This window comes from Microcoleus sp. Pol11C3, assembly GCF_036701485.1.
Classification (GTDB): domain Bacteria; phylum Cyanobacteriota; class Cyanobacteriia; order Cyanobacteriales; family Microcoleaceae; genus Microcoleus.
Map to the genome: position 1 here is coordinate 1 of NZ_JAUBQW010000049.1, position 21,520 is coordinate 21,520.

General features: G+C 47.7%; 11 protein-coding genes. 8 read left to right on the forward strand and 3 right to left on the reverse strand.

What is annotated here, in order from left to right:
* Positions 1-279: 279 nt before the first annotated feature.
* Together QUA40_RS13435 and QUA40_RS13440 are read right to left on the reverse strand one after the other, a co-directional pair.
* Positions 280-591, reverse strand: coding sequence for an RNA-binding protein (locus tag QUA40_RS13435; protein ID WP_333126365.1), 312 nt, complete (start codon positions 589-591; stop codon positions 280-282).
* Between the two features lie 758 nt (positions 592-1,349).
* Positions 1,350-3,032, reverse strand: a complete 1,683-nt coding sequence (locus QUA40_RS13440; RefSeq protein ID WP_333126368.1) for a tetratricopeptide repeat protein — start codon at positions 3,030-3,032, stop codon at positions 1,350-1,352.
* Between the two features lie 414 nt (positions 3,033-3,446).
* Between QUA40_RS13440 and QUA40_RS13445 the strand changes: the two genes are divergently transcribed.
* The 4 genes from QUA40_RS13445 to QUA40_RS13460 all read left to right on the forward strand — a co-directional run bounded on the left by QUA40_RS13445 (position 3,447) and on the right by QUA40_RS13460 (position 10,514).
* Positions 3,447-5,027, forward strand: coding sequence for a pseudouridine synthase (locus QUA40_RS13445; RefSeq protein WP_333126371.1), 1,581 nt, complete (start codon positions 3,447-3,449; stop codon positions 5,025-5,027).
* 203 nt (positions 5,028-5,230) lie between these two features.
* Positions 5,231-6,349: an alkene reductase gene (locus QUA40_RS13450; RefSeq protein WP_333126374.1), complete on the forward strand. Its 1,119-nt coding sequence runs from the start codon at positions 5,231-5,233 to the stop codon at positions 6,347-6,349.
* Between the two features lie 356 nt (positions 6,350-6,705).
* Positions 6,706-7,713 (forward strand): protochlorophyllide reductase, encoded by a 1,008-nt coding sequence (locus tag QUA40_RS13455; RefSeq protein WP_333126376.1) that lies wholly within the window; start codon positions 6,706-6,708, stop codon positions 7,711-7,713.
* Positions 7,714-8,348: 635 nt separating this feature from the next.
* Positions 8,349-10,514, forward strand: a complete 2,166-nt coding sequence (locus tag QUA40_RS13460) for a ShlB/FhaC/HecB family hemolysin secretion/activation protein (protein ID WP_333126379.1) — start codon at positions 8,349-8,351, stop codon at positions 10,512-10,514.
* Between the two features lie 327 nt (positions 10,515-10,841).
* On the opposite strand, the gene QUA40_RS13465 is transcribed toward QUA40_RS13460, so the two are convergent.
* A complete protein-coding gene (locus QUA40_RS13465) occupies positions 10,842-11,318 on the reverse strand; it encodes a hypothetical protein (RefSeq protein ID WP_333126382.1) in 477 nt (158 codons plus the stop codon).
* 556 nt (positions 11,319-11,874) lie between these two features.
* Here QUA40_RS13465 and QUA40_RS13470 point away from each other — a divergent pair.
* The 4 genes from QUA40_RS13470 to QUA40_RS13485 all read left to right on the forward strand — a co-directional run bounded on the left by QUA40_RS13470 (position 11,875) and on the right by QUA40_RS13485 (position 21,491).
* Complete coding sequence (locus QUA40_RS13470; protein ID WP_333126385.1) at positions 11,875-12,492, forward strand: Uma2 family endonuclease; 618 nt, start codon at positions 11,875-11,877, stop codon at positions 12,490-12,492.
* A 52-nt stretch (positions 12,493-12,544) separates the two neighbouring features.
* Positions 12,545-15,547 (forward strand): S-layer family protein, encoded by a 3,003-nt coding sequence (locus QUA40_RS13475; RefSeq protein WP_333126388.1) that lies wholly within the window; start codon positions 12,545-12,547, stop codon positions 15,545-15,547.
* Between the two features lie 65 nt (positions 15,548-15,612).
* The gene (locus QUA40_RS13480; RefSeq protein ID WP_333126391.1) at positions 15,613-18,504 is read left to right on the forward strand and encodes a two-partner secretion domain-containing protein; all 2,892 of its coding nucleotides are present in this window, start codon (positions 15,613-15,615) and stop codon (positions 18,502-18,504) included.
* A 65-nt stretch (positions 18,505-18,569) separates the two neighbouring features.
* On the forward strand, positions 18,570-21,491 hold the full coding sequence (locus QUA40_RS13485; protein WP_333126393.1) for a two-partner secretion domain-containing protein: 2,922 nt from the start codon (positions 18,570-18,572) through the stop codon (positions 21,489-21,491).
* The last annotated feature ends 29 nt before the right edge of the window (positions 21,492-21,520 follow it).

The window sequence follows — 21,520 nt, forward strand, 5'->3', positions numbered from 1 at the left end:
TCTCTATTTTCAGCGCGGCTTCTTGGCTCTATCCTTTATGCAGCAAGCATTATAGGTACGTTGTCACCCGCTAAGGCGAATCACAAACTAGACTAAAAACTGCACCGCAGACGTACCTCGCGGGATTTTTTGCCAAAAACAAAGCCCCCTAGAAGGAGGGGGCAAAATTGAGTTATAGGTTTGCGAGTTGTATTTGGCGGGTCGATCGCACAACCCGAAAAAGAAGCAGCATTCGCACCTGCCCTCAACTACCAAAACTCAAATTTTCAGTCTCAAAGCTTAGTAGCGTCGTGAAGAGCGATCTTTGTCGCCCCAGCCACCGCCGCCGCCCGACGAGCGTTTGTTGTCTTCGCGAGGTTTGGCTTTGTTGACTTTCAAGTCGCGGCCCATCCATTCAGCACCGTCTAGAGCTGCGATAGCTGCTGCTTCTTCTGCCTCGCTTGCCATTTCCACAAAAGCAAAACCCCGCATCTTCCCTGTTTCCCGGTCCATTGGCACTTGAACGCGGCTTACAGTACCGTATTCGGCAAATACTGTGGTGAGGTCATCTGACGATACCTCATAAGAAAGATTACCCACGTAAATCGACATAAAATCTCCAGAATCATTAGGGTGCAGAGATTTAGATTCGGAGAGACGCTTGTAAATAAACACCAACAAACTACGCAACCGAATTTAATTCTTGGAAAACCACTATAACATGAAGCCAGTAGAATCAGCAATAATTGTCTATCATAATTTTCAATTTAGGGTGCCGAGCGGGCAATCGGCAACAGAAAGTATTCATGATAACTGACATCTTACACTCTTGCCGTCATCCGCTTGGTTTCTTGCTGCTGGATCAAGACCAGAGCCGAGATTTTTGTCGCTGTTACCCGGTTAATTGGGTCTTATTGAGAACAGTGCGTGAGATCAGTTATAACTGACATCAGGCATTTTTCTGGAACAGCCAGGCCTCCTGCATATTCCACCAGATATCAATGTTTTGAGTCGCAGATTCATCTTCTGATTAGTTAATGTTTGCCGATAATTCATATTATTTCCTATCCAAAAACGGCCCTACCAACCTGCTCAGGTTTTTTTAATGGGCAGGATATTATGACTTCGTTGAGCGAATTTTATCGGGATATAGCAATACTATTTAATTGGTGAATTAGATTTTTTATGCACCACAGAGGGCGCAGAGAACGCAGAGGAAGAGAAAGAGGGAAAGTTTTATGAGTGTTCGCTGTGAGCTCACAGCACAGCTTATATCTCACAGCGAGTGTCCCCCTAGCGAGCAAGATATATCTCGCTTTGTGATCTCACAGCGAGCACTACGAAAGAAAGCTATGATTGGGATAGTCCCATTACCACTTTCCTGACATCGCGCCCTTCAGTCTCAATTCTTCTCGATTGACTAGAGCTTCGTAGTAATCTGGTTTGATTTCCAGGGCTACTCCGTAAGAGGTAATGGCATCTTGAGTCCGCTGCAATTTTTGCAAAATGTCGCCCCGCTGCGCCCAAGCTTCCCAGTTGTCGGGCTTGAGTTGAATCACTTGGTCAAAAGCGACGAGTGCTTCGGAATAGCGCTGCATTTTCTCCAGCATTAAACCTCGCTGCACCCAGCCTTGATAGCTGTCGGGCCAGATAGTAATTGCTCGATCGTATGATGCTAGAGCTTGTTGGTACTGCTGCAATTTTGACAAAGCGTTGCCGCGTTTCAACCACGCTTCAAAATTGTCTGGCACGATTTTAATTACGCGGTTGTAAGCTGCGACAGCTTCTTCGTAACGCTGCAATTTTTCCAGGGCCGCGCCTTGCTGCAAACCTACTTTTGATGTAATTTCTGCTTCAGAACTCAGAGAGATTACTTTATCAAAACAGGCGATCGCCTCTTCGTATTGCTGCAATTTTTCCAGAGCTTCGCCTCGCAAATTCCAAGCTTCTAGAAAATTACCTTCAATTTGTAGAGCATTGCTGTAAGCGATAATAGCCTCTTTGTAGCGTTCCAATCCTGCCAGGGCGATGCCTCTACCCAGCCAAGCTTCGGGGAAATTCGGATTAATTTGAATGGCTTTGTCAAAAGCAGCGATCGCCCCTTCAAAATCTCTCGATTCTGACAGTGTTTGACCGCGCCCGATCCATGCTTCGGCATAAAAAGGATTAATTTTAATTGCCTGATCGAAACAAGCAATTGCTGCATCGGGCCACTGGTATTGCAGGGCCATTCCTTTATAGAACCAAGCTTCGCAGTCGTTGGGCTGCATTTGCAGTACACGATCGTAAGCTGTCACCGCTTCTGAATATTTGTGCAATTTTGCTGAAGCAATACCCCGATTGAACCAAGCCAGACTATTTTGCGGTTTCAGTTGAATGGCGCGATCGTAAGAAGTTACAGCTTCAGCGTAGCGTTCCGCCTTCATCAAAGCCAAACCTCGGTTCAGCCAAGCTTCCCAATTAGTCGAGACGAGTTTCAGGGCGCGCTCGTAAGCGGCCACGGCATCAGGGTAGCGCTCCGCTTGCAGCAAGGCGTTGCCTTGCCGACACCACATCGCGGGCAAATTCGGATGAATTTGGGTCGCTCTTTTGTAACAGCTTGCTGCTGTATCCCACTGCTGCAATTCCTCTAATACTCTGCCCCGCTGATACCAAGCCTCGTGCTTTTCTGGATTGATTTGAATTGCTTTGTCTAAAGCTACGATCGCTTCTGAGTGATTCTGCAAACTTAACAGTGCACTCCCGCGCAGCATCCAAGCCCAATATTCTTCGGGATTAATTGCAATAGCTCGATCGCAGCAGACTACGGTTTCTGCGTAGGAGTGCAGTTGCTTGTAGGCTTTGCCCAGATTTAGCCACGCCCGGGCCCCGTCCGGGTTAATTTGAACCGCTTTTCCGTAGCAAATGATCGCCGCTTCGTACCTTCCCGATGCGTACAATCTATTGCCCCGATCGTAATCTGGAAATGCTGCAAAAGTTCTAAAAATCGGCGGCAGCAGTGCTGGTTGGGGGTTTGAGGAGTTTTCTGTAGCCGAAGTCGAGAGGTCGGGCATACGCCTTACACATAAAAAATTTAGTGGGATAACAAGCTTGCGGTCTTATATATTAACTTATGCTTTTCTTAACTCGCTGCTGTTTTGAGACAAATTTAGCATATCAGGTTTGGTGCGACAAATGATGTTTACTTAATTGTAGTAGGTATAAAATTATCCACCGTTCCCACTTTCGGTACACCGCTGTAAAATACGGTCAGGACACAAGCAAATATGTCCTAATTCAGGTTTCAAACCAAATATAATATGCGAATTGTGCATAGCCTTTTAGATTTCACGGACTGCTTTACCGATTGTGATTCAGGGTCGAGCGACTCACGCCCCAATTATTGGTACCAAGGCCGTTGTCCTCAAAGTGGCGAGCTTCTGAGACTCCCGCGCACTCGAATCTCCGAGGATCTCGCCCGGGGTTTGATGCAGTACCTTGCGGCTGACGATTCCTACGATCGCGAGGGCAAGATGTATGGCATATTGCTGGTGGAGATGGCTTCGGGGGAGCAGGGGATACTCAAAGCATTTTCCGGGCTGCTCAACGGTTGCAGCATTGTTGAAGGCTGGGTGCCGCCGATTCCGGGACGAGATCGAGTTGCTTTCGAGGAAGCTCGCACGTTGACTCAATTGGAGGCGATGAAACAGGAACTTATTGCACTGAAGCAACTCCCACAGCGACAAGAGTATGAAGCCTTATTTCGGGAGTTTGAAGTGCAATTGCAAGCTTTGAGCGATCGCCACCGCAATTGCAAGCAGCAGCGAGACGAAAAACGCCAGTTAGTGTGTCAAACTCTCACCGCAGAAACACTAGAAATTGCCCTCGAACAACTGAATCAAGAAAGCCGTTTGGAGGGAATTGAACGCAGGCAATTAAAACGGCAGCGGGATGAAACATTGCAGCCGCTAAAACAATTAATTGAAGCTGCGGATGGGCGGATGCGGGCGCTGAAACAGCGGCGAAAAGAACTTTCCCGGCAACTTCAGGTGCAAATGCACGAGGCTTACACTCTGGTGAATTTTTTGGGGAAATCGCGATCGATCTCCTCATTGATGCCAACTAATTCTATTCCCACTGGCACCGGCGACTGCTGCGCGCCAAAATTGCTCCACTGCGCGGCAGTACACAATCTGAAACCCCTGGCAATGGCTGAGTTTTGGTGGGGGCCACCATCGGGCGATAAGATACAGGGAGAATTTTATGGCGCTTGTGGCGATCGGTGTCAGCCGTTGATGGGTTTTTTGCTGTCAGGATTGGCTCAAAATCAGATTTTTTCTAATATGGATGAGGGTTTTACGGGCGGGCTAGAAGCCCAACCCCTACTCCCCACAAGCAATAATTTTTATTGTGGAACGGGCATCTTGCCCGTTACGCAAATGCTACCGATTATTTATGAAGACAAATGGTTGATTGCGGTCAATAAACCCTCTGGATTGCTGTCAGTTCCAGGTCGTTACCTGGCAAATCAAGATAGTGTTTTTAGTCGTTTGCGTAACTTGTTACCGGATAGTTTTGATTTGACGGTGGTGCATCGTTTAGATGGGGAAACATCGGGTATTTTGCTAGTGGCGCGCGACAAAGAAACCAGCATTCAACTGAGCCAGCAATTTGAAAAAAAGCAGGTTCACAAAGTTTATGAAGCGGTGCTTTCCGGTACTGTAAATGTTGACACAGGGACGATCGATCTTCCACTTTGGGGCGATCCAGAAAATCGCCCTTACCAGCAAGTCAATTGGGAGTGCGGAAAACCCAGCGTTACTCGCTTTCAGGTAATGGCGAGGGAGGGACAGTACGATCGCATCGAATTTTGGCCGCTGACGGGACGCACGCATCAATTGAGGGTTCATGCAGCGGATATCCGAGGGTTGGGGATACCAATTTTGGGCGATCGACTTTACGGATGTCGGGCTGCTGCGAACCGGCTACACTTGCACGCGCGGGAACTTTCCTTTAAGCATCCGCAGTTAGGAGAAACGCTATACCTAAAGGCAGAAACACCATTTTGACCCGAGGGCGATCGGGTAGCAAGCATTAATTGATAAGGCAATATGTGATGCCGTTAGCATTCCGGGCGATCGATTCAAGTTATATTAAGCTTATCTCCCGACAATCGGTGCGAGAGATATCACCTTAATTATGTTAACAGCTAACAGCTAACAGTTAACTGTTATGTGATTTCCCTGATTTTTTAGTTGGTCAACCTCAAATTATGACTGCTCAAACAACTTCTCCACTCCTACTCAGTTCCTTCAAAGTCGGAGATTTACCCTTAAAAAACCGGGTAGTCATGGCACCCCTGACGAGATCCAGAGCCGGTGAAGCGCGGATGCCCAACGCCTTGATGGCAGAGTATTACACTCAGCGAGCCTCCGCTGGTTTAATCATTACAGAAGCGACAGTAGTTTCTACTCAAGCTAATGGTTGGCTCAATACACCCGGTATTTATTTAGACGAGCAAGGCGAAGCTTGGAAACAAATTGTGACTGCGGTTCATGCCCACGAAACACCGATTTTCATGCAGCTTTGGCACTGCGGACGAGCTTCCCACAGCAGTTTTCATGAAAACAATCAATTGCCAGTTGCAGCGTCTGCCATCAAAATAAACGGAGAAGGCCTTCATACCCCTATAGGCAAACAACCTTACGAAACCCCCCGCGCTCTAGAAACCCATGAAATCTCCCTGGTTGTAGAAGATTATCGCAAGGCGGCTGAAAGAGCAAAAATGGCAGGTTTTGACGGTGTAGAAATTCACGCTGCAAACGGCTATCTCATTGACACATTCCTGCAAACCAAAACCAATCACCGCACTGATTCCTATGGCGGCTCAGTTGAAAACCGTTACCGTTTTCTCAAGGAAATTGTAGAGGCAATTATCACAGTATTTCCGGCAAACAGAGTGGGAGTTAGACTTTCTCCCAATGGTATTTACAATGACATGGGTTCTCCAGAATATCGAGAAGATTTTCTGTATTTCGCAGCGCAGTTAAATGCCTATGATTTAGCTTACCTTCACTTGGTAGACGGTCTGGCATTTGGCTTTCATGAATTGGGAACGCCGATGATGATAGGAGAGTTTCGCGATGTGTTTGCAGGGCCGCTTGTCGGCAACTGCGGATATACTCAAGAACAGGCTGAAACGGCCCTCAAAAGCAAAGTTGCTGATTTAATAGCTTTTGGTCGGGATTTTATCAGCAATCCTGACTTGGTAGAGCGTTTTACTAATGGTTGGCAGCTCAATCCGCCTGCCGAAGTCGGCGTCTGGTATTCTTTTGGGCCTGAAGGTTATATCGATTTCCCTACCTATCAGGAACCAGCAGCTATTTCTTAGTTGAGTTGGTTGGGGCGGGTTTATCAATAAATACCCAGTATGTGCATCATAGATCATGGTGAACCCGCCCCTAAAAGATTTATGGTTAATTTCTCAAAATAGAAGTAGGAGTTGGAGCTATATTTAATTTTCATCGTCGCTTGAGAGCGAGCATCTCCTATTTGTAAAAAAACTTCCTCTGCCTCCTGCCTCCTGCCTCCAATTTCTAGCTGGGCTGCAAAAGTGAGCCGCTCCCTGTTGAGATCGAGAACGTTTCCCCATATCCTAATAACCATAGGGTACTTCAAAACATCCAAGCTGCTAGCTCAGCGTTTGAGTGCCTGAAAATAATCAATAGCGGAAGCGCTTTTAACAAGATGGCACAAAATCACAAATCAACGGTTATCATTACCGGCGCTTCCTCCGGCGTCGGTTTGTACGGCGCGAAAGCTCTCGCAGACAAAGGATGGCACGTAGTCATGGCTTGTCGGGACGTGCGGAAAGCCGGAGATGCCGCCCGAGAGTTGGGTATACCTGAAGGCAGTTTCTCCATCATGGAGATTGACTTGGGCGATTTGGAGAGCGTGCGCCGATTTGCTCGGGCATTTAAGGCCAGCGGCAGGCCTCTGGACGCTTTGGTGTGTAACGCGGCCATTTATATGCCTTTGATTAAGGAACCACTGCGAAGCCCGGAGGGTTATGAGTTGACGATGACTACCAATCACCTGGGTCATTTCCTGCTGTGCAACCTGATGATGGAAAATATGAAGCCTTCCTATTATTCCGATGCGAGAATCGTGATTTTGGGAACAGTAACTCACAATCCAGACGAGTTGGGCGGGAAGATTCCGCCGCGCCCGGATTTGGGCAAGTTTGAGGGTTTTGAAGCGGGTTTCAAAGACCCGATTTCGATGGTTGACGGCAAGAAGTTTGAACCGGTCAAGGCTTACAAAGATAGCAAAGTTTGCAACGTGCTGACGATGCGGGAATTGCACCGCCGCTTTCACGAATCCACCGGGATTACTTTCACTTCGCTGTATCCGGGATGCGTTGCGGATACGCCGCTCTTCCGCAACCACTATCCTTTGTTTCAGAAGCTGTTCCCGCTGTTTCAGAAGAATATCACGGGGGGTTATGTGTCGCAGGAGTTGGCGGGGGAAAGGCTGGCGATGGTGGTTGCTGATCCTGAATACAAGCAATCTGGGGCTTATTGGAGTTGGGGAAATCGCCAGAAAAAAGATGGTAAGTCTTTTGTGCAGAAGGTTTCTCCGCAGGCCCGCGATGATGAAAAAGGCGATCGGATGTGGGATTTGAGTGCTAAGTTGGTGGGATTGACTGATGGGGCTCAAATGGGTGCTGCGGCTGGTGCGGGCCGCTCTGCATAATTCAAAGTTACAAATCCCCTTTATAAGAATCGGCGGTTGAAACGGCGTCTACGCACAGGATGTGGGTAGACGCGGACTCAATAATAAAGGGGGTATTAAACTCTGATTTTGTATGATGCACCAAAATCAAAGAAACCGGGTTTTTTAGTGGCTCTGCGGGTTGTAACTCACATCTTGCACTATTCTTAAGAACAGGCAAGATGCCTGTTCCACAAGAAAATTTATCTCTTGTGGAACAGGCATCTTGCCTGTTCATAAAAAGATTATTGAGGATAGTGCCAGCTCTCAGTTGTAGCGCGTCTTTCCGGACACAACCCGGTTTCAGGTTTACCCTGGCGTGCAAGGCTATTCTGGTCGCGGCATTAGCATGAAAGCGTAGGTTTTGCAACCCAAAATACCGGGTTTTTTTACCGTTTACGATCGACTTACACGATATTTTTTCGGATAATCACCCGATTGAAGCGTAAGTCTTGGGAAATCAACAGCCGTCGATCGACCTTTTGGTTTGTAGCTTCGCCGAAAGTGTTGGCTGCGACGGCTGTTTCCTTTTTTGCTGTTAAGATTGATTTTTACTTGAGGGTGTTAAGTTCCTGAAAATATTTTCCCCCACTTAAGCGAGATAATAATTATATTCTATGGCTTGTCGCTCACAAAAACTATTTTTATTCGCTGGTATTTTTGGGTTAGTTTTGTTGGCAAAACCAGCGAAAACATCCGCTAGCACCGTTGAAATTTTGACCTCAAATGTTGAGGATTTGGCAGCAGTCAGCAGCGGAGGCGATCGAGCTCCTTCCCCCAACGATACCACTTTTGACAAACGCGAAGACTTGCTGATAAAAGGCGAGGAAACGCAGTTACCCACAGAGTCACAAGACTCAGTGGCGACGGAAACTCCAGATTTACCGCCCTCGGCGGCAAATTCAGTCGATGTGACATCTGACACCATTCTCAAGAACAGGCAAGATGCCTGTTCCACAAGGAGTGAGTTTGATTGTGGGGTGGGCATCCTGCCCGCCCGTAACAGGCTTATTGACAATGGTGCAACATCTCAGACCGATCGCACTTTCAGCACAAAAACTCAAGAAACCGAGCTTTTTAACCGAAGTCAAAAGCTAGAAGAAAATAATCACACAAAAAAAACTGATTTAGATGCCGATCGAACCCCGCAACTCAGTCAACTGCCCAACCCAATTCTGCCGCGAGAACCCGAATTACCAGCTCCTGAGCCGCCGCAACCGCCTGCACTGCCTCCCCTGCAACCAACGCCACTAACACCCGTTCCCGACGATGTAAGACCGAGCATTCAGGGTACAATTAGGGTCGATCGCTTTGAATTTGAGGGCAACACAGCTTTTAGCGATCGCGAACTCGCAGAAGTTACACAACAGTTTGCCGGTCGCGAAATCACCTTTGCTGAACTGATCGCAGCCGAAGCAGCCGTCACTCAAAAATACGTGGCGGCAGGATACATCAATTCCGGCGCTGTAATTCCCGCCAACCAAACCTTTCCGAGATCAGGGGGTGTGGTGAAAATTCGGATTGTAGAAGGCGGATTAGATGAAATTGTGATTACTGGAAACAGGCGCTTAAATTCAAATTACGTGCGATCGCGCCTTGAGCGCGCCACCAGACGGCCCCTCAACCGCGAACGCCTGCTGGAAGCCTTGCAACTGCTGCAACTCGACCCCTTAATTGGCAATATTTCCGCCGAATTGCAAGCCGGAAGCCGCCCGGAAAACAGCCGCTTAGAAGTGCGGGTAAAAGAAGCAGACAGCTTTAGCGCTGAAGTGTTCGCAGACAACAATCGATCGCCCAGCGTCGGTAGTTTTCGGCGCGGTGTTCGCATCAATCAAGCAAATTTGCTCGGTTTGGGCGACAGACTAGAGGTATCTTATGCTAACACCGACGGCAGCAACGAATTCAACGGCAGCTACACCGTCCCCGTCAACGCGCGCAACGGCACGATTGGGTTCGCTGCGAGTGCTGCTAGCACCAACATCATCGAGGAACCGTTTGATGCTGCCAACATCGAGGGGAAATCGCGGACTTACGAGTTAACTTACCGCCAGCCAATTGTCGAAAAGCCCGATCGCACTTTGGCTTTGGGACTGAGTTTTTCCCGGCAAGAAAGCGATACATTCCTTTCGGGGGAACGAATTGCGCTTTCGGCGGGAGCAAACGATCGTGGCGAAACCCGGGTTTCGGCTGTGCGGTTTTTTCAAGACTACGTGCAGCGGAGTTCCAGCCAAGTGTTCGCAGCGCGATCGCAGTTTTCCGTCGGCACTAATCTGTTTGGCGCTACTGCGAACGATAGCGGGCCTGACAGCAGTTTTCTGGCGTGGCGCGGACAAGCCCAGTACGTGCGGCTTTTAGCGCCAGAAACCTTGTTGATAGTGCGTTCCGACATTCAATTAGCCGATCGCCCTCTGCTTTCCCTCGAACAGATTGGGATCGGCGGCGTTCAAAGCGTGCGCGGATACCGCCAAGATTTGCTGTTAACTGATAGCGGTGCGATCGCGTCGGCTGAAGTGCGAATTCCGGTTTGGCGTGTCCCGGAAGTCCAAGGATTGTTGCAAGTCGCTCCGTTTATCGATTTTGGGGTAGGGTGGAACCATTCGGAGGAAAAGGCGAATCCCGACTCGGATAAACTGCTGGGTGCGGGTTTGGGGCTGATTTGGCAGATGGGCGATCGGTTGAATGTGCGTTTAGACTATGGTATTCCTTTGATCAATGCTCGATCGGGCGATCGAACTTTGCAAGAAAAAGGCATCTACTTTAGAATCAATTATTTTCCGTTTTAAATTGTAGGTTGGGTTGAGTGCGATCGAACCTTATGCTTGGCTTCGCCCAACACTTTTACTATTCCGATGCTAACGGATTTGATATCAGTCATCTTTTGTATGAAGGCATGAATATTCGAGGCCGGGCGGGATTGACGAATGCTCAAAAATCGACATTGAAAGCGTTAGGGGCTTTGATTTGACACTCTCGATCGAGACCGAATCATCTCCAAAGTCAGGCAGCGTTTACGAGATAACGACCAAGCTCACCCGCCGCCGGAAGGGAGCGAGGAACGAGCGGACTGTAGGCGGTCGGGTGCAGCGCCTTGTTAGCCTGCTGTTGGGGCGTTACAGTGCCAGCGCCGTGAAGCCGAGCAACGCCCAATTATTCTTCCGTGATTTGTCATCATCCGTAAAGTACTTGTGGTCGAACCAACGGAAGCCAGGTTCTTTTCTCACCGACCCGTCACGCTTTGGCTTGCTCATGTACTCATCGTAGATGTGATTAACTCTTTCCACAAGTTCATGGTGTTTGTAAATATAGAAATCGTTTGTGCCATTGTCGTGCATATTTACCAGAACAACATACAAGTTGTCGTTATTCTTCTTTACGCTCATGTTTGGCCCGAATTTCCAACCTTGTGTGTTGGCGATTGCCATAGTTTTGACTTGAATCGAGATTGTTCTTTGGCCGAAAGTATCCGAAGCCAGAACATCAAAAATCTCGTTATTCTTGGGCGTGACAAGTGCCAAAACTCCACGCCGGCACAATTCGGCACAAACGTAGTACTCACCTGCGGCACCAATGAGGTTTTTCGAGAGCATGATTGACTTTATTCAAACGCCGCGCTTTCGGTCAAGTATCGCGCAGCAGGCTAACTTATAATTGTATCGCGGTTGCGGTACAATACTGTATATAGTCTAAAAGTACCGCCTATCGATGATGTATCTCAACCCCTTCTTGCTCCCCATCAGAATCTCCTTTCCTCGATTTAGTTCGCCGCACGATTCGACTCAATTACTTAAGCCGTCGCACTGAAAAAAGCTATCTTTATTATAGTAGTGAAAAGTCAACTTGATGGGTGAAAGAGAGTCGATATAACACTGGGTCGATCGGAAAAATTGAGACATTCATCAGAACTTACTCACGTGGGGTGTCCCGCCCGTTCAAAAAGGGCGGGCGGGACACCCCACAAACTTGTGTAAGTTATTTAATTCTCATTCCTAATTCTGTCGGCGACAACAATTTGTATATTTTTTTGATTGATAGCTCAACCGCAGCTCCCAGGCAGATAATGCAGATCAACGCAGATATTTTAAGGATAATTTGCAATTTTTGCAATCTTGTCTTATAACGTAGTTAAAACAAGAGGATTGTCTTATGGTTCAGACAAAAACTAAACTCACTTTTGCAGAGTTTCTCGAAAAGTACCCAGACGGATCTGGCATCTACGAACTTGTAAATGGAGAGATTGTCAAAGTGGAAGCAACCAGAGCTCATAAAAATGTGGCAAGATTTCTAGTATTTGGCTTTAACGATGAAATCAGGCGCTTGGGACTTGATTATATTGTTGACAAAGATATAGTTATCAGAACTGTAAAAGCTTCAGGGCAAGAGCAAGGCAGAAATCCTGATGTAGGCGTGGTTAAGGCGTCAGTATGGAATAGGAATGCACTCGGCTATGGAGCCATTACCGAACCTATCCAATTAGCAGTGGAAGTTACTTCGACTAACTGGGAGGACGACTATGTTGATAAGCTAGATGAGTATCAACGCCTCGGCATTTGTGAGTATTGGATTGTGGACTATTTAGCGATCGCTTCTAGGGCTTATCTAGGAAATCCCAAAATTCCCACAGTTTTTGTTTACTCTTTGGAAAATGACCGCTATTTAGTTCAAAGTTTTACAGGTAATGAGCGCATTCTCTCTAAAACTTTTCCCGAACTAGAAATTACTGTAGAGCAACTTGTACTCAGCAGCCAAATTCAAAACATTTAGAGAAACGAGATGAGATTACACCGATAAAATTTATCCTGGAAAGAGTGTTTTTATGCCTCCATTCCATTACTCTTTACTATTTTCACCATTCTCAAAAACAGGCAAGAGGCCTGTTCCACAAATACTAGATTTTACTGTGGTGTGGGCATCTTGCCCGCCCGTAAGTTACTCCCTACTGTTTGCTTTCCTGTTGCTATTTCCCTCGAAAACCTTCGCCCAAATCATCCCCGATAATACCCTGGGTTTGGAAAGTTCACGCACAGTTCCCGATACTATCAATAACATACCCTCAGATAGAATCACTGGCGGCGCAACTCGCGGCGTTAACCTCTTTCACAGCTTGCGCGAATTTAACATCCGTGAAGGGCGGGGAGCTTATTTTGAAAATCCCAGCGGCATTACCAACATATTCACCCGCGTTACGGGCCCAAACTCCTCAAATATTTTAGGAACTCTGGGAGTTTTAGGCAACGGCAACTTATTCTTAGTTAACCCGAAAGGAATTATATTCGGGCCGAATGCGCGGTTAGATTTGCACGGTTCGTTTATCGGTTCAACTGCTGACAGTATTGTGTTTAATAACGGCTTTGAATTCAGCAGCACAAACCCGCAAACATCCCCGCTATTAACAGTTAATATTCCGGTAGGTTTAAGATTTAGAGACAATCCCGGTACAATTGTCAATCAATCGACGGCTATAGGAAAGCTAAACCTCCCAGCATCTCCTGTGCCAATCCCAATTAGCGATCGAGTTGGTTTAGCAGTAGAACCCGGTCAAACTTTAGCACTGATTGGCGGCGACATTCAACTACAAGGCGGCAATTTAACCGCCAGCGGCGGACAAATTTTACTCGGTAGCGTCGCCAGTCCCGGTTTAGTTAATTTGGCACTAACCCCTGTTGAGAAACAGCAGCGGAATTTAACTTTAAATTATGACAATATTCAAAACTTCGGCAATATTCAAATCTCCGATGGAACACTGATCAACACCAGCGGCACTGGTGGCGGGAGAGTAGAGTTAAAAGGTGGAAATGTCACCCTCAGCGGCGCGCGAATTTATGCGCTGACACTGGGAAATATTGCTGGTAGAGGTATCGATATCAGCGCTCAAAAGTTGCGAGTGGAAAACGGCACGCAATTTTCTACTTTGACTCTAGGAGATGGTGCAGGAGGTAATATCAACTTCCGCGCTGCTGATTCAGTAGAAATGATCGGGCTGGGAGTTGAGGGCTATCAACAGCTTGCAATTAAATATTTGGTATCGGGAACTACAGACCCGTTTGACCCGCTAATGATGCTGTTTAATGCTAGTGCTGGTGCTGGTTCGGGGGGGAATATTACGATCGATACCGAACGCCTGCTCTTCAACAATGGGGTAGTAGGTAGCGGAATCGCTTTTAGCGGTGGAAATGGCGGCAATTTAATTATTCGTGCCAATACTTTTGAGATGGTGGGTTCTGGAATTAACAACGGAACAGCTAAAGAAAGTAGCGGTGCGGGAGGAAGCATTAGTGTTGATGTCGCGAGATTAATTATGCGCGACGGTTCTATTCTGGGTACGACGAGTTACAGCACCGGCCCGTCGGGGAATATCAATATTAAAGCTGCTGAATCAGTAGAATTGTCTAACAGCGGCCCGAGAACAGTTGTATCAACCGGAATTAGCACGCTGAGTATCGGCTCAAACGGCAGGGCGGGGAATATTAACGTTGATACCAAGCGGTTGACTCTCTCTGGGGGTTCTGCGTTTACAGTAGGAACGGGTGTGTTAGTTGGCAGGTTTTTGTTTTCTCAGGATGGGGGGCCTGCTGGAAATTTAACGGTTAGGGCTACTGAATCAGTAGAAATTTCAGGTATTTCTCAACTTTTGAGCAGCGGAATTCAGAGTGCTAGTGCGTTTAGTTCTGGAACTTTGAGCTCTAGTCCGGGCGGGGATATTCGCATTGATACGCCAAGCCTAACCGTGCGGGATGGGGGGGTAGTTTCTACCAGTTCTTCGGGGGTGGGAGATGTGGGAAATATTACTGTTAATGCCGATCGCATTGAGGTCAGTGGCACCGGAAATAATGGTCTGTTTGTCAGTACAATTGATGCTTCGGTGGGCAAGATATTTGGTACTAATCCCCAGGCGACGGCAAATGCCGGTTCGTTGAATCTGAATGCCGATCGACTAATTGTCAGAGATGGAGCTACAGTGACGGTGCAGGCTACGGGAACCGGACGCGCTGGTAATATTAATATTGTAGCAAATTCGATCGCTCTTGACAACAAAGCGACGATTGACGGTACGACTGTATCCGGTACAGGAGCAAATATTAACCTGCAAGCGCGAGACATCCAATTGCGCCACAACAGCCAAATTACAACCGATGCAGGCACTTCTGATGGCGGCAATATCAACATCAACAGCGACATTCTTGTCGCCCTCCCGCAAGAAAACAGCGACATTACAGCCAACGCCGGCACCGCAGGCGGCGGCCGCGTCAATATCAATGTCCCCAATGTTTTTGGTTTTACAGCAGCCAGCCGCGAACAAGTGCGAGGTAATTTGGGATTAACAGATGCTCAATTTGCCGCTTTACAAGTAAGTCCTACTTCTCTACTTCCTAGCAGCGACATCGCCGCGATTTCCCAAAGTGGCGGCCCGGCTTTGCAAGGGGCGGTAACATTTAGTTCTGTTGGAGTGAATCCCGTTCAAGGTTTAGTGGAACTGCCGCAAAATGTGGTCAATCCGGCTGCGTTAATTGCTGCAAATCCCTGCATCGAAGGGGCCGAGAACGAGTTTACTGTGACTGGGCGCGGGGGATTGCCCCCGAGTCCTGACGAGGTTCTCAGCAGCGCTGCATCGCCGTTTCCTTGGGTGGAACCAGCGGTAGGTGAAACCCAGGAAGTAGAAGGCCCCCTAGCATCCATAGAAATTCGACCAAAAGAAATTATTCCCGCTCAAGGTTGGGTAATGGACGATCGAGGACAAGTAAGGCTGGTAGCCTATAATTCAGGTGGTGGTGCATCTCTTCGCAGTCCGAAATCAACGGGTGTTTGCGTACCTAAATAGGTACTCTTCAGCTTTTAGCTACCGGAGCGCTATTTTTCTAATATTAAATTAACCAGACTTAAAAGATGCGTCGCCAATCTTCCGCCCTATTTTTTGCATTCTTACTGCTGTTTCCTTTCCCTGCGATCGCCCAAATCATCCCAGACAGCAGCTTGGGTGAAGAAAGTTCGCGGACAGTTGCCGATACCATTAATAACTTACCATCGGACAGAATAGAAGGCGGTGCAACTCGCGGAGTAAATTTATTTCACAGTTTCCGAGAATTTAACGTGGGTGAAGGCAGAGGAGCATATTTTGCCAATCCTAACGGAATTGCGAATATTTTTACCCGCGTTACGGGTGGCAATTTTTCTAATATTTTAGGTGTGTTGGGAGTGCAAGGGAATGCTAACTTGTTCTTACTCAATCCCAAAGGAATTGTCTTCGGTTCCAATGCGAGATTAGATTTGCGTGGTTCATTTTTGGCAAGTTCTGCGGATAGCGTAGTTTTCAATAATGGCTATCAATTCAGCAGCAGCAATCCCCAATCAATCCCGCTGTTAAATGTCAATATACCTATCGGTTTAAACTTTCGAGAAAATCCGGGAAAAATCATTAACTCTTCAGCAGCACCAGCATTGAATGTACCACAATTACCCGCTGGCATCCCGCCGATTTTCAATAACATTGGCTTAGCAGTTGAACCCGGACAAACTATGGCCCTAGTGGGGGGAGATATTGAATTAAATCAGGGAACACTCACTGCATCTACCGGACAAATTTTGCTGGGTAGCGTCGCTAGTCCGGGGATGGTTGGATTGGGGGCAACGCCATTTGGATTAAGTTTAAACTATGACAAGATTTCCAACTTGGGTAATATTGAAATAACCAACGGCTCAGCGCTCAATACCAGTGGAATCGGTGGCGGGAAAGTCGATATTCGAGGGGGAAATGTCAACCTCAACGGTGGGCGAATTTATGCGCTGACTTTGGGAAATATTGATGGCAGGGCGATCGATATTAACGCTCAAAATTTTCGCACTCAAGGTGGAACGCAAATCTCCACGCTGACAGCAGGAAGTGGTGCGGGAGGCGCTATCAACATCCGCGCTACCGACTCAGTTGAAACGCTCGGAATTGGATTAGATAACTATAGAGTGTTTGGTGGTAACTATACGGTATCTGGCTCTTTCGACCCTTTTGACCCACAACTTGTGCTGATAACTGGCACTAATAGCATGGGAGCCGCCGGAAACATCACGATTGATACGGGAAAACTGTTGATAAACAATGGAAGCGCATTGACTACCACCACGTTAGGTGCTGGCAACGCCGGAAATATTACCATCCGTGCCGGGGCTTTGGATATGCTCGCTTCTGCAATCCACAGTGGCCCACTTTTGGGGAGTACGGGTGCGGGAGGAAATATCACCTTTGAGGGAAAACGTTTAACCGTAAGCGATGGTGCTGCTCTGATCAGCCTCGCCCGCGGTGAAGGAGGAGCGGGGAATATCAACATTAAAGCGAATGAATCAGTAGAAGTGCTGCGGACTCCCACCGGAAGTCCCGTAGCAAGTTTAATTGGGTCAACTGCGAGCGGTGTGAATGGGCAAGCCGGGGACATTAATATCGACACGAAGCGGTTGATTATCTCCGAAGGAGGCGGAATTAGTTTATCTAGCGGAGCAGTTGTGGGCAACCAACCGTTGAATAAAACTGGGGGGCCCGGAGGTAATTTGACAGTTAGGGCCACTGAGTCAGTCACAGTCGAGGGTTTTTCTGGAGTTTTGGCGAACGGGAGTCGGAATCCCAGTTTCATCTGCGCTGATGCCAATACTGCTAATCGGGGAGGGAGTATCAACATTTCTACACCTGTACTGACTCTCCGGAATGGAGGAGTTATTAGCACTGCATCTTTAGGCAGCGGAGAAGCCGGAAGCATCACAATAAATGCGGGTCGTGTAGAAGTTATTGGGAATGGGGGTCAAGGTGAATTTAACAGTCAAATTCAGACTTCCGTTGGGATTGCCTCTGAGCTTATAGATCCTAATGCTACGGCTAACGGAGGTTCGTTGAATCTGAATGTCGGGGAATTGATTCTTCGCAATGAAGGAACACTCAATCTGCAAGCTTTGGGTTCGGGACGGGCTGGTAATATTAACGTGAAAGCAGATTCAATTTCCCTTGACAACCAAAGCACCATTGACGGTAGAACGGCATCAGGTGCAGGGGCAAATATTAACCTTGAAGCACGGGATATCCAGTTGCGCCGAGGGAGCCGAATTACAACTGATGCAAGTATTTCTGAGGGTGGCAATATCAATATTAAAAGCGATATTCTGGTCGCCCTCCCCCAAGAAAACAGCGATATTACTGCTAATGCGCGATCGGCTCAAGGTGGGCGCGTTAATATTAATGTCCCCAATGTTTTCGGCTTTACATCAGTCAGTCGCGAACAGGTTCGAGGTAGTTTGGGATTAACAGATGCTCAATTTGCAGCGTTGCAAGTAAGTCCTACTTCTCTAGTTCCTACCAGCGATATTGCGGCTATTTCCCAAAGTAGTGGCCCGGATTTGCAAGGGGCGGTAACATTTAGTTCTTCAGGGGTGAATCCGGCTCAAGGTTTAGTGGAACTACCACAAAATGTGGTGAATCCGGCGGAGTTAATTGCGGCTAATCCCTGCATTGAAGGGGCCGATAGCGAGTTTACTGTTACTGGTAAAGGAGGTGTACCACCAAGTCCTAACGATCTTCTCAGCAGCGCTCCCTCGCCGTTGCCGTGGGTGGAACCAGCCCTAGGTGGAAGTCAGCAAGTAGAAGGCGAAAGAGTATCCGTAGAAGTTCGGCCAACAGAAATTATTCCCGCTCAAAGTTGGGTAATAGATGAGCAAGGAAAAGTGACGCTGGTAGCGTATAATTCAGGTGGTGTTGCATCTCTTCGCAGTCCGAAACCGACGGGTGTTTGTGTACCTCAATAGGTACTCTTCAGCTTTTAGCTAACCCGTCGCTATTTTCCTCATGTTAAATTAACAAGGCTTAAAAGATGCCCCGCCAATATTCCGCCCTATTTTTTGCATTCTTACTGCTGTGTCCTTTTCCTGCGATCGCCCAAATCATCCCGGATAATAGTTTAGGTGCAGAAAGTTCGCGAACTGTTCCCGCAACTATCAACAATTTACCATCGGACAGAATAGAAGGCGGTGCAACTCGCGGCGTTAACCTCTTTCACAGTTTCCGAGAATTTAACGTGGGTGAAGGCAGAGGAGCATATTTTGCCAATCCGAACGGGATTGCGAATATTTTTAGCCGTGTTACGGGTGGAAACCCTTCTAATATTTTAGGTGTGTTGGGAGTGCAAGGGAATGCTAACTTATTTTTACTTAATCCCAAAGGAATTGTCTTTGGCCCCAATGCGAGGCTAGATTTGCGTGGTTCATTTTTAGCAAGTTCTGCTGATAGCATAGTTTTCAATAATGGCTATCAATTCAGCAGCAGCAATCCCCAATTAGTACCGCTGTTAAATGTCAATATACCTATCGGTTTAAACTTTCGAGAAAATCCGGGAAAAATCATTAACTCTTCAGCAGCGCCAGCCTTGAATTTACCACAATTACCTTCGGGAATTCCGCCGATTTTCAATAACATTGGCTTAGCAGTTGAACCCGGACAAACTATGGCCCTAGTGGGGGGAGATATTGAATTAAATCAGGGAACACTCACTGCATCTACCGGACAAATTTTGCTGGGTAGCGTCGCTAGTCCGGGGATGGTTGGATTGGGGGCAACGCCATTGGGATTAAGTTTAAACTATGACAAGATTTCCAACTTTGGTAATATTGGAATAACCAACGGCTCACTGATCAACACCAGTGGACTAGGTGGCGGCAAAGTCGATATTCGAGGTGGAAATGTCAACCTCAACAATGGGCGAATTTATGCACTGACTTTGGGAAATATCGACGGCAGAGGCATCGATATTAACGCTAAACAGTTTCGGGCCCAAGGTGGAACAAAAATCTCCACACTGACAGCAGGAAGTGGTGCGGGAGGCGCTATCAACATCCGCGCTACCGACTCAGTTGAAATGAACGGGATTGGATTGCCTCTCTATACAGTGTTTGTCGGTAAGTATTTGCTATCGGGAGCGATCGCCCCTTTTGACCCACAAATTGTTCTGAACTCTGGCACTACTGGCATGGGAAATGCCGGAAAAATCACGATCGACACGGGACGATTGCTGATGGACAATGGAACTGCATTGACTAGCGCCACGTTCGGTACTGGCAACGCCGGAAATATTACCCTCCGTGTCAGAGACTTCGATCTGGTAGGTTCGGTGATCAACAGCGGCACATTTGCCGGGAGTAAGGGTGCGGGAGGAAATATCAGCTTTGAGGGAGAACGTTTAACCGTGAGTGATGGTGCTGCTCTGATCAGCATCACCCGCGATCGAGGAGCATCGGGGGATATTAACATTAAAGCTTCGGAATCAGTAGAAGTGCTGCGGACTCCCGCTCGAAGTCCCGTAGCAACCTTAATTGGCTCAACAGCAGGCGGTACGAATGGAGAAGCTGGGGACATTAATATCGACACGAAGCGGTTGAGGATCTCTGACGGAGGCGGAATTAGTTTATCTAGTGGATCAGTTGTGGGCAACCAACCGTTGAATACAACTGGGGGGCAAGGAGGTAATTTTACACTTAGGGCCAGTGAGTCAGTAACAATAGAGGGTATTTCTGGTGTTTTGGCGAACGGGAGTCGGGGCCCTAGTTTTATCTCCGCTGATGCCAACGCAGCTAATCGGGGAGGGAGTATGAATATTTCTACACCCGTATTGACTCTCCGAGGTGGGGGAGTTATTACTACTGCATCTTTAGGCAAAGGAGAAGCCGGAAGCATCACGATCGATGCGGGGCGTGTAGAAATTATTGGTAATGGGGGTCAAGGTGAATTTAACAGTCAAATTCAGACTTCCGTTGGGATTGCCTCTCGCGTTAGAAATCCCAATGCTACTGCTAACGGAGGTTCGTTGAATCTCAATGTCGGGCAATTGATTCTTCGCAATGGGGGAACACTCAATCTGCAAGCCTTGGGTTCGGCACGGGCTGGTAACATTAACGTGAAAGCCGATTCAATTTCCCTTGACAACCAAAGCAGCATTGACGGTAGAACGGAATCCGGCGCTGGAGCAAATATTAACCTGGAAGCACGGGATATCCAGTTGCGCCGAGGCAGCAGAATTACAACTGATGCAAGTATTTCTGAGGGTGGTAATATCAACATTAAAAGCGATATTCTGGTCGCCCTCCCCAAGGAAAATAGCGATATTACTGCTAATGCGCGCTCGGCTCAAGGTGGCCGCGTTAATATTAATGTTCCCAATGTTTTCGGCTTTACATCAGTCAGTCGCGAACAGGTTCGAGGTAGTTTGGGATTAACAGATGCTCAATTTGCAGCGTTGCAAGTAAGTCCTACTTCTCTAGTTCCTACCAGCGATATTGCTGCTATTTCCCAAAGTAGCGGCCCGGCTTTGCAAGGTAGTGTTACATTTAGCACTTCTGGGGTAAATCCCGCTCAAGGTTTAGTGGAACTGCCGCAAAATGTGGTGAATCCTGCTGCGTTAATTGCTACAAATCCCTGCATTAAAGAAACCCAGAGTGAGTTTACCGCTACTGGGAAAGGAGGAGTGCCTCCAAGTCCTAATGATGCCCTCAGCACCCCTCTATCGCCGTTGCCTTGGGTGGAAGAGGCAGGAAGTTCGGTAACGAGTAATGTAGAGGATTTAACCGCTGCAACCGATCGAGGGAAGAAGGAAGAGGGGGAAATTCTCGATCGCGAAGTTGTTCCGGCGCAAGGTTGGGTGGTGAATGCAAAAGGGGAGGTGACGCTTGTTGGATATAATAATCCGGGTAATGCTGCTGACTCTCGCAATCCTCGGCATAATTCTGGTTGTGTGCCGCGTTGAAATTAGGTTTTTTTAAACCGCAGATGTAG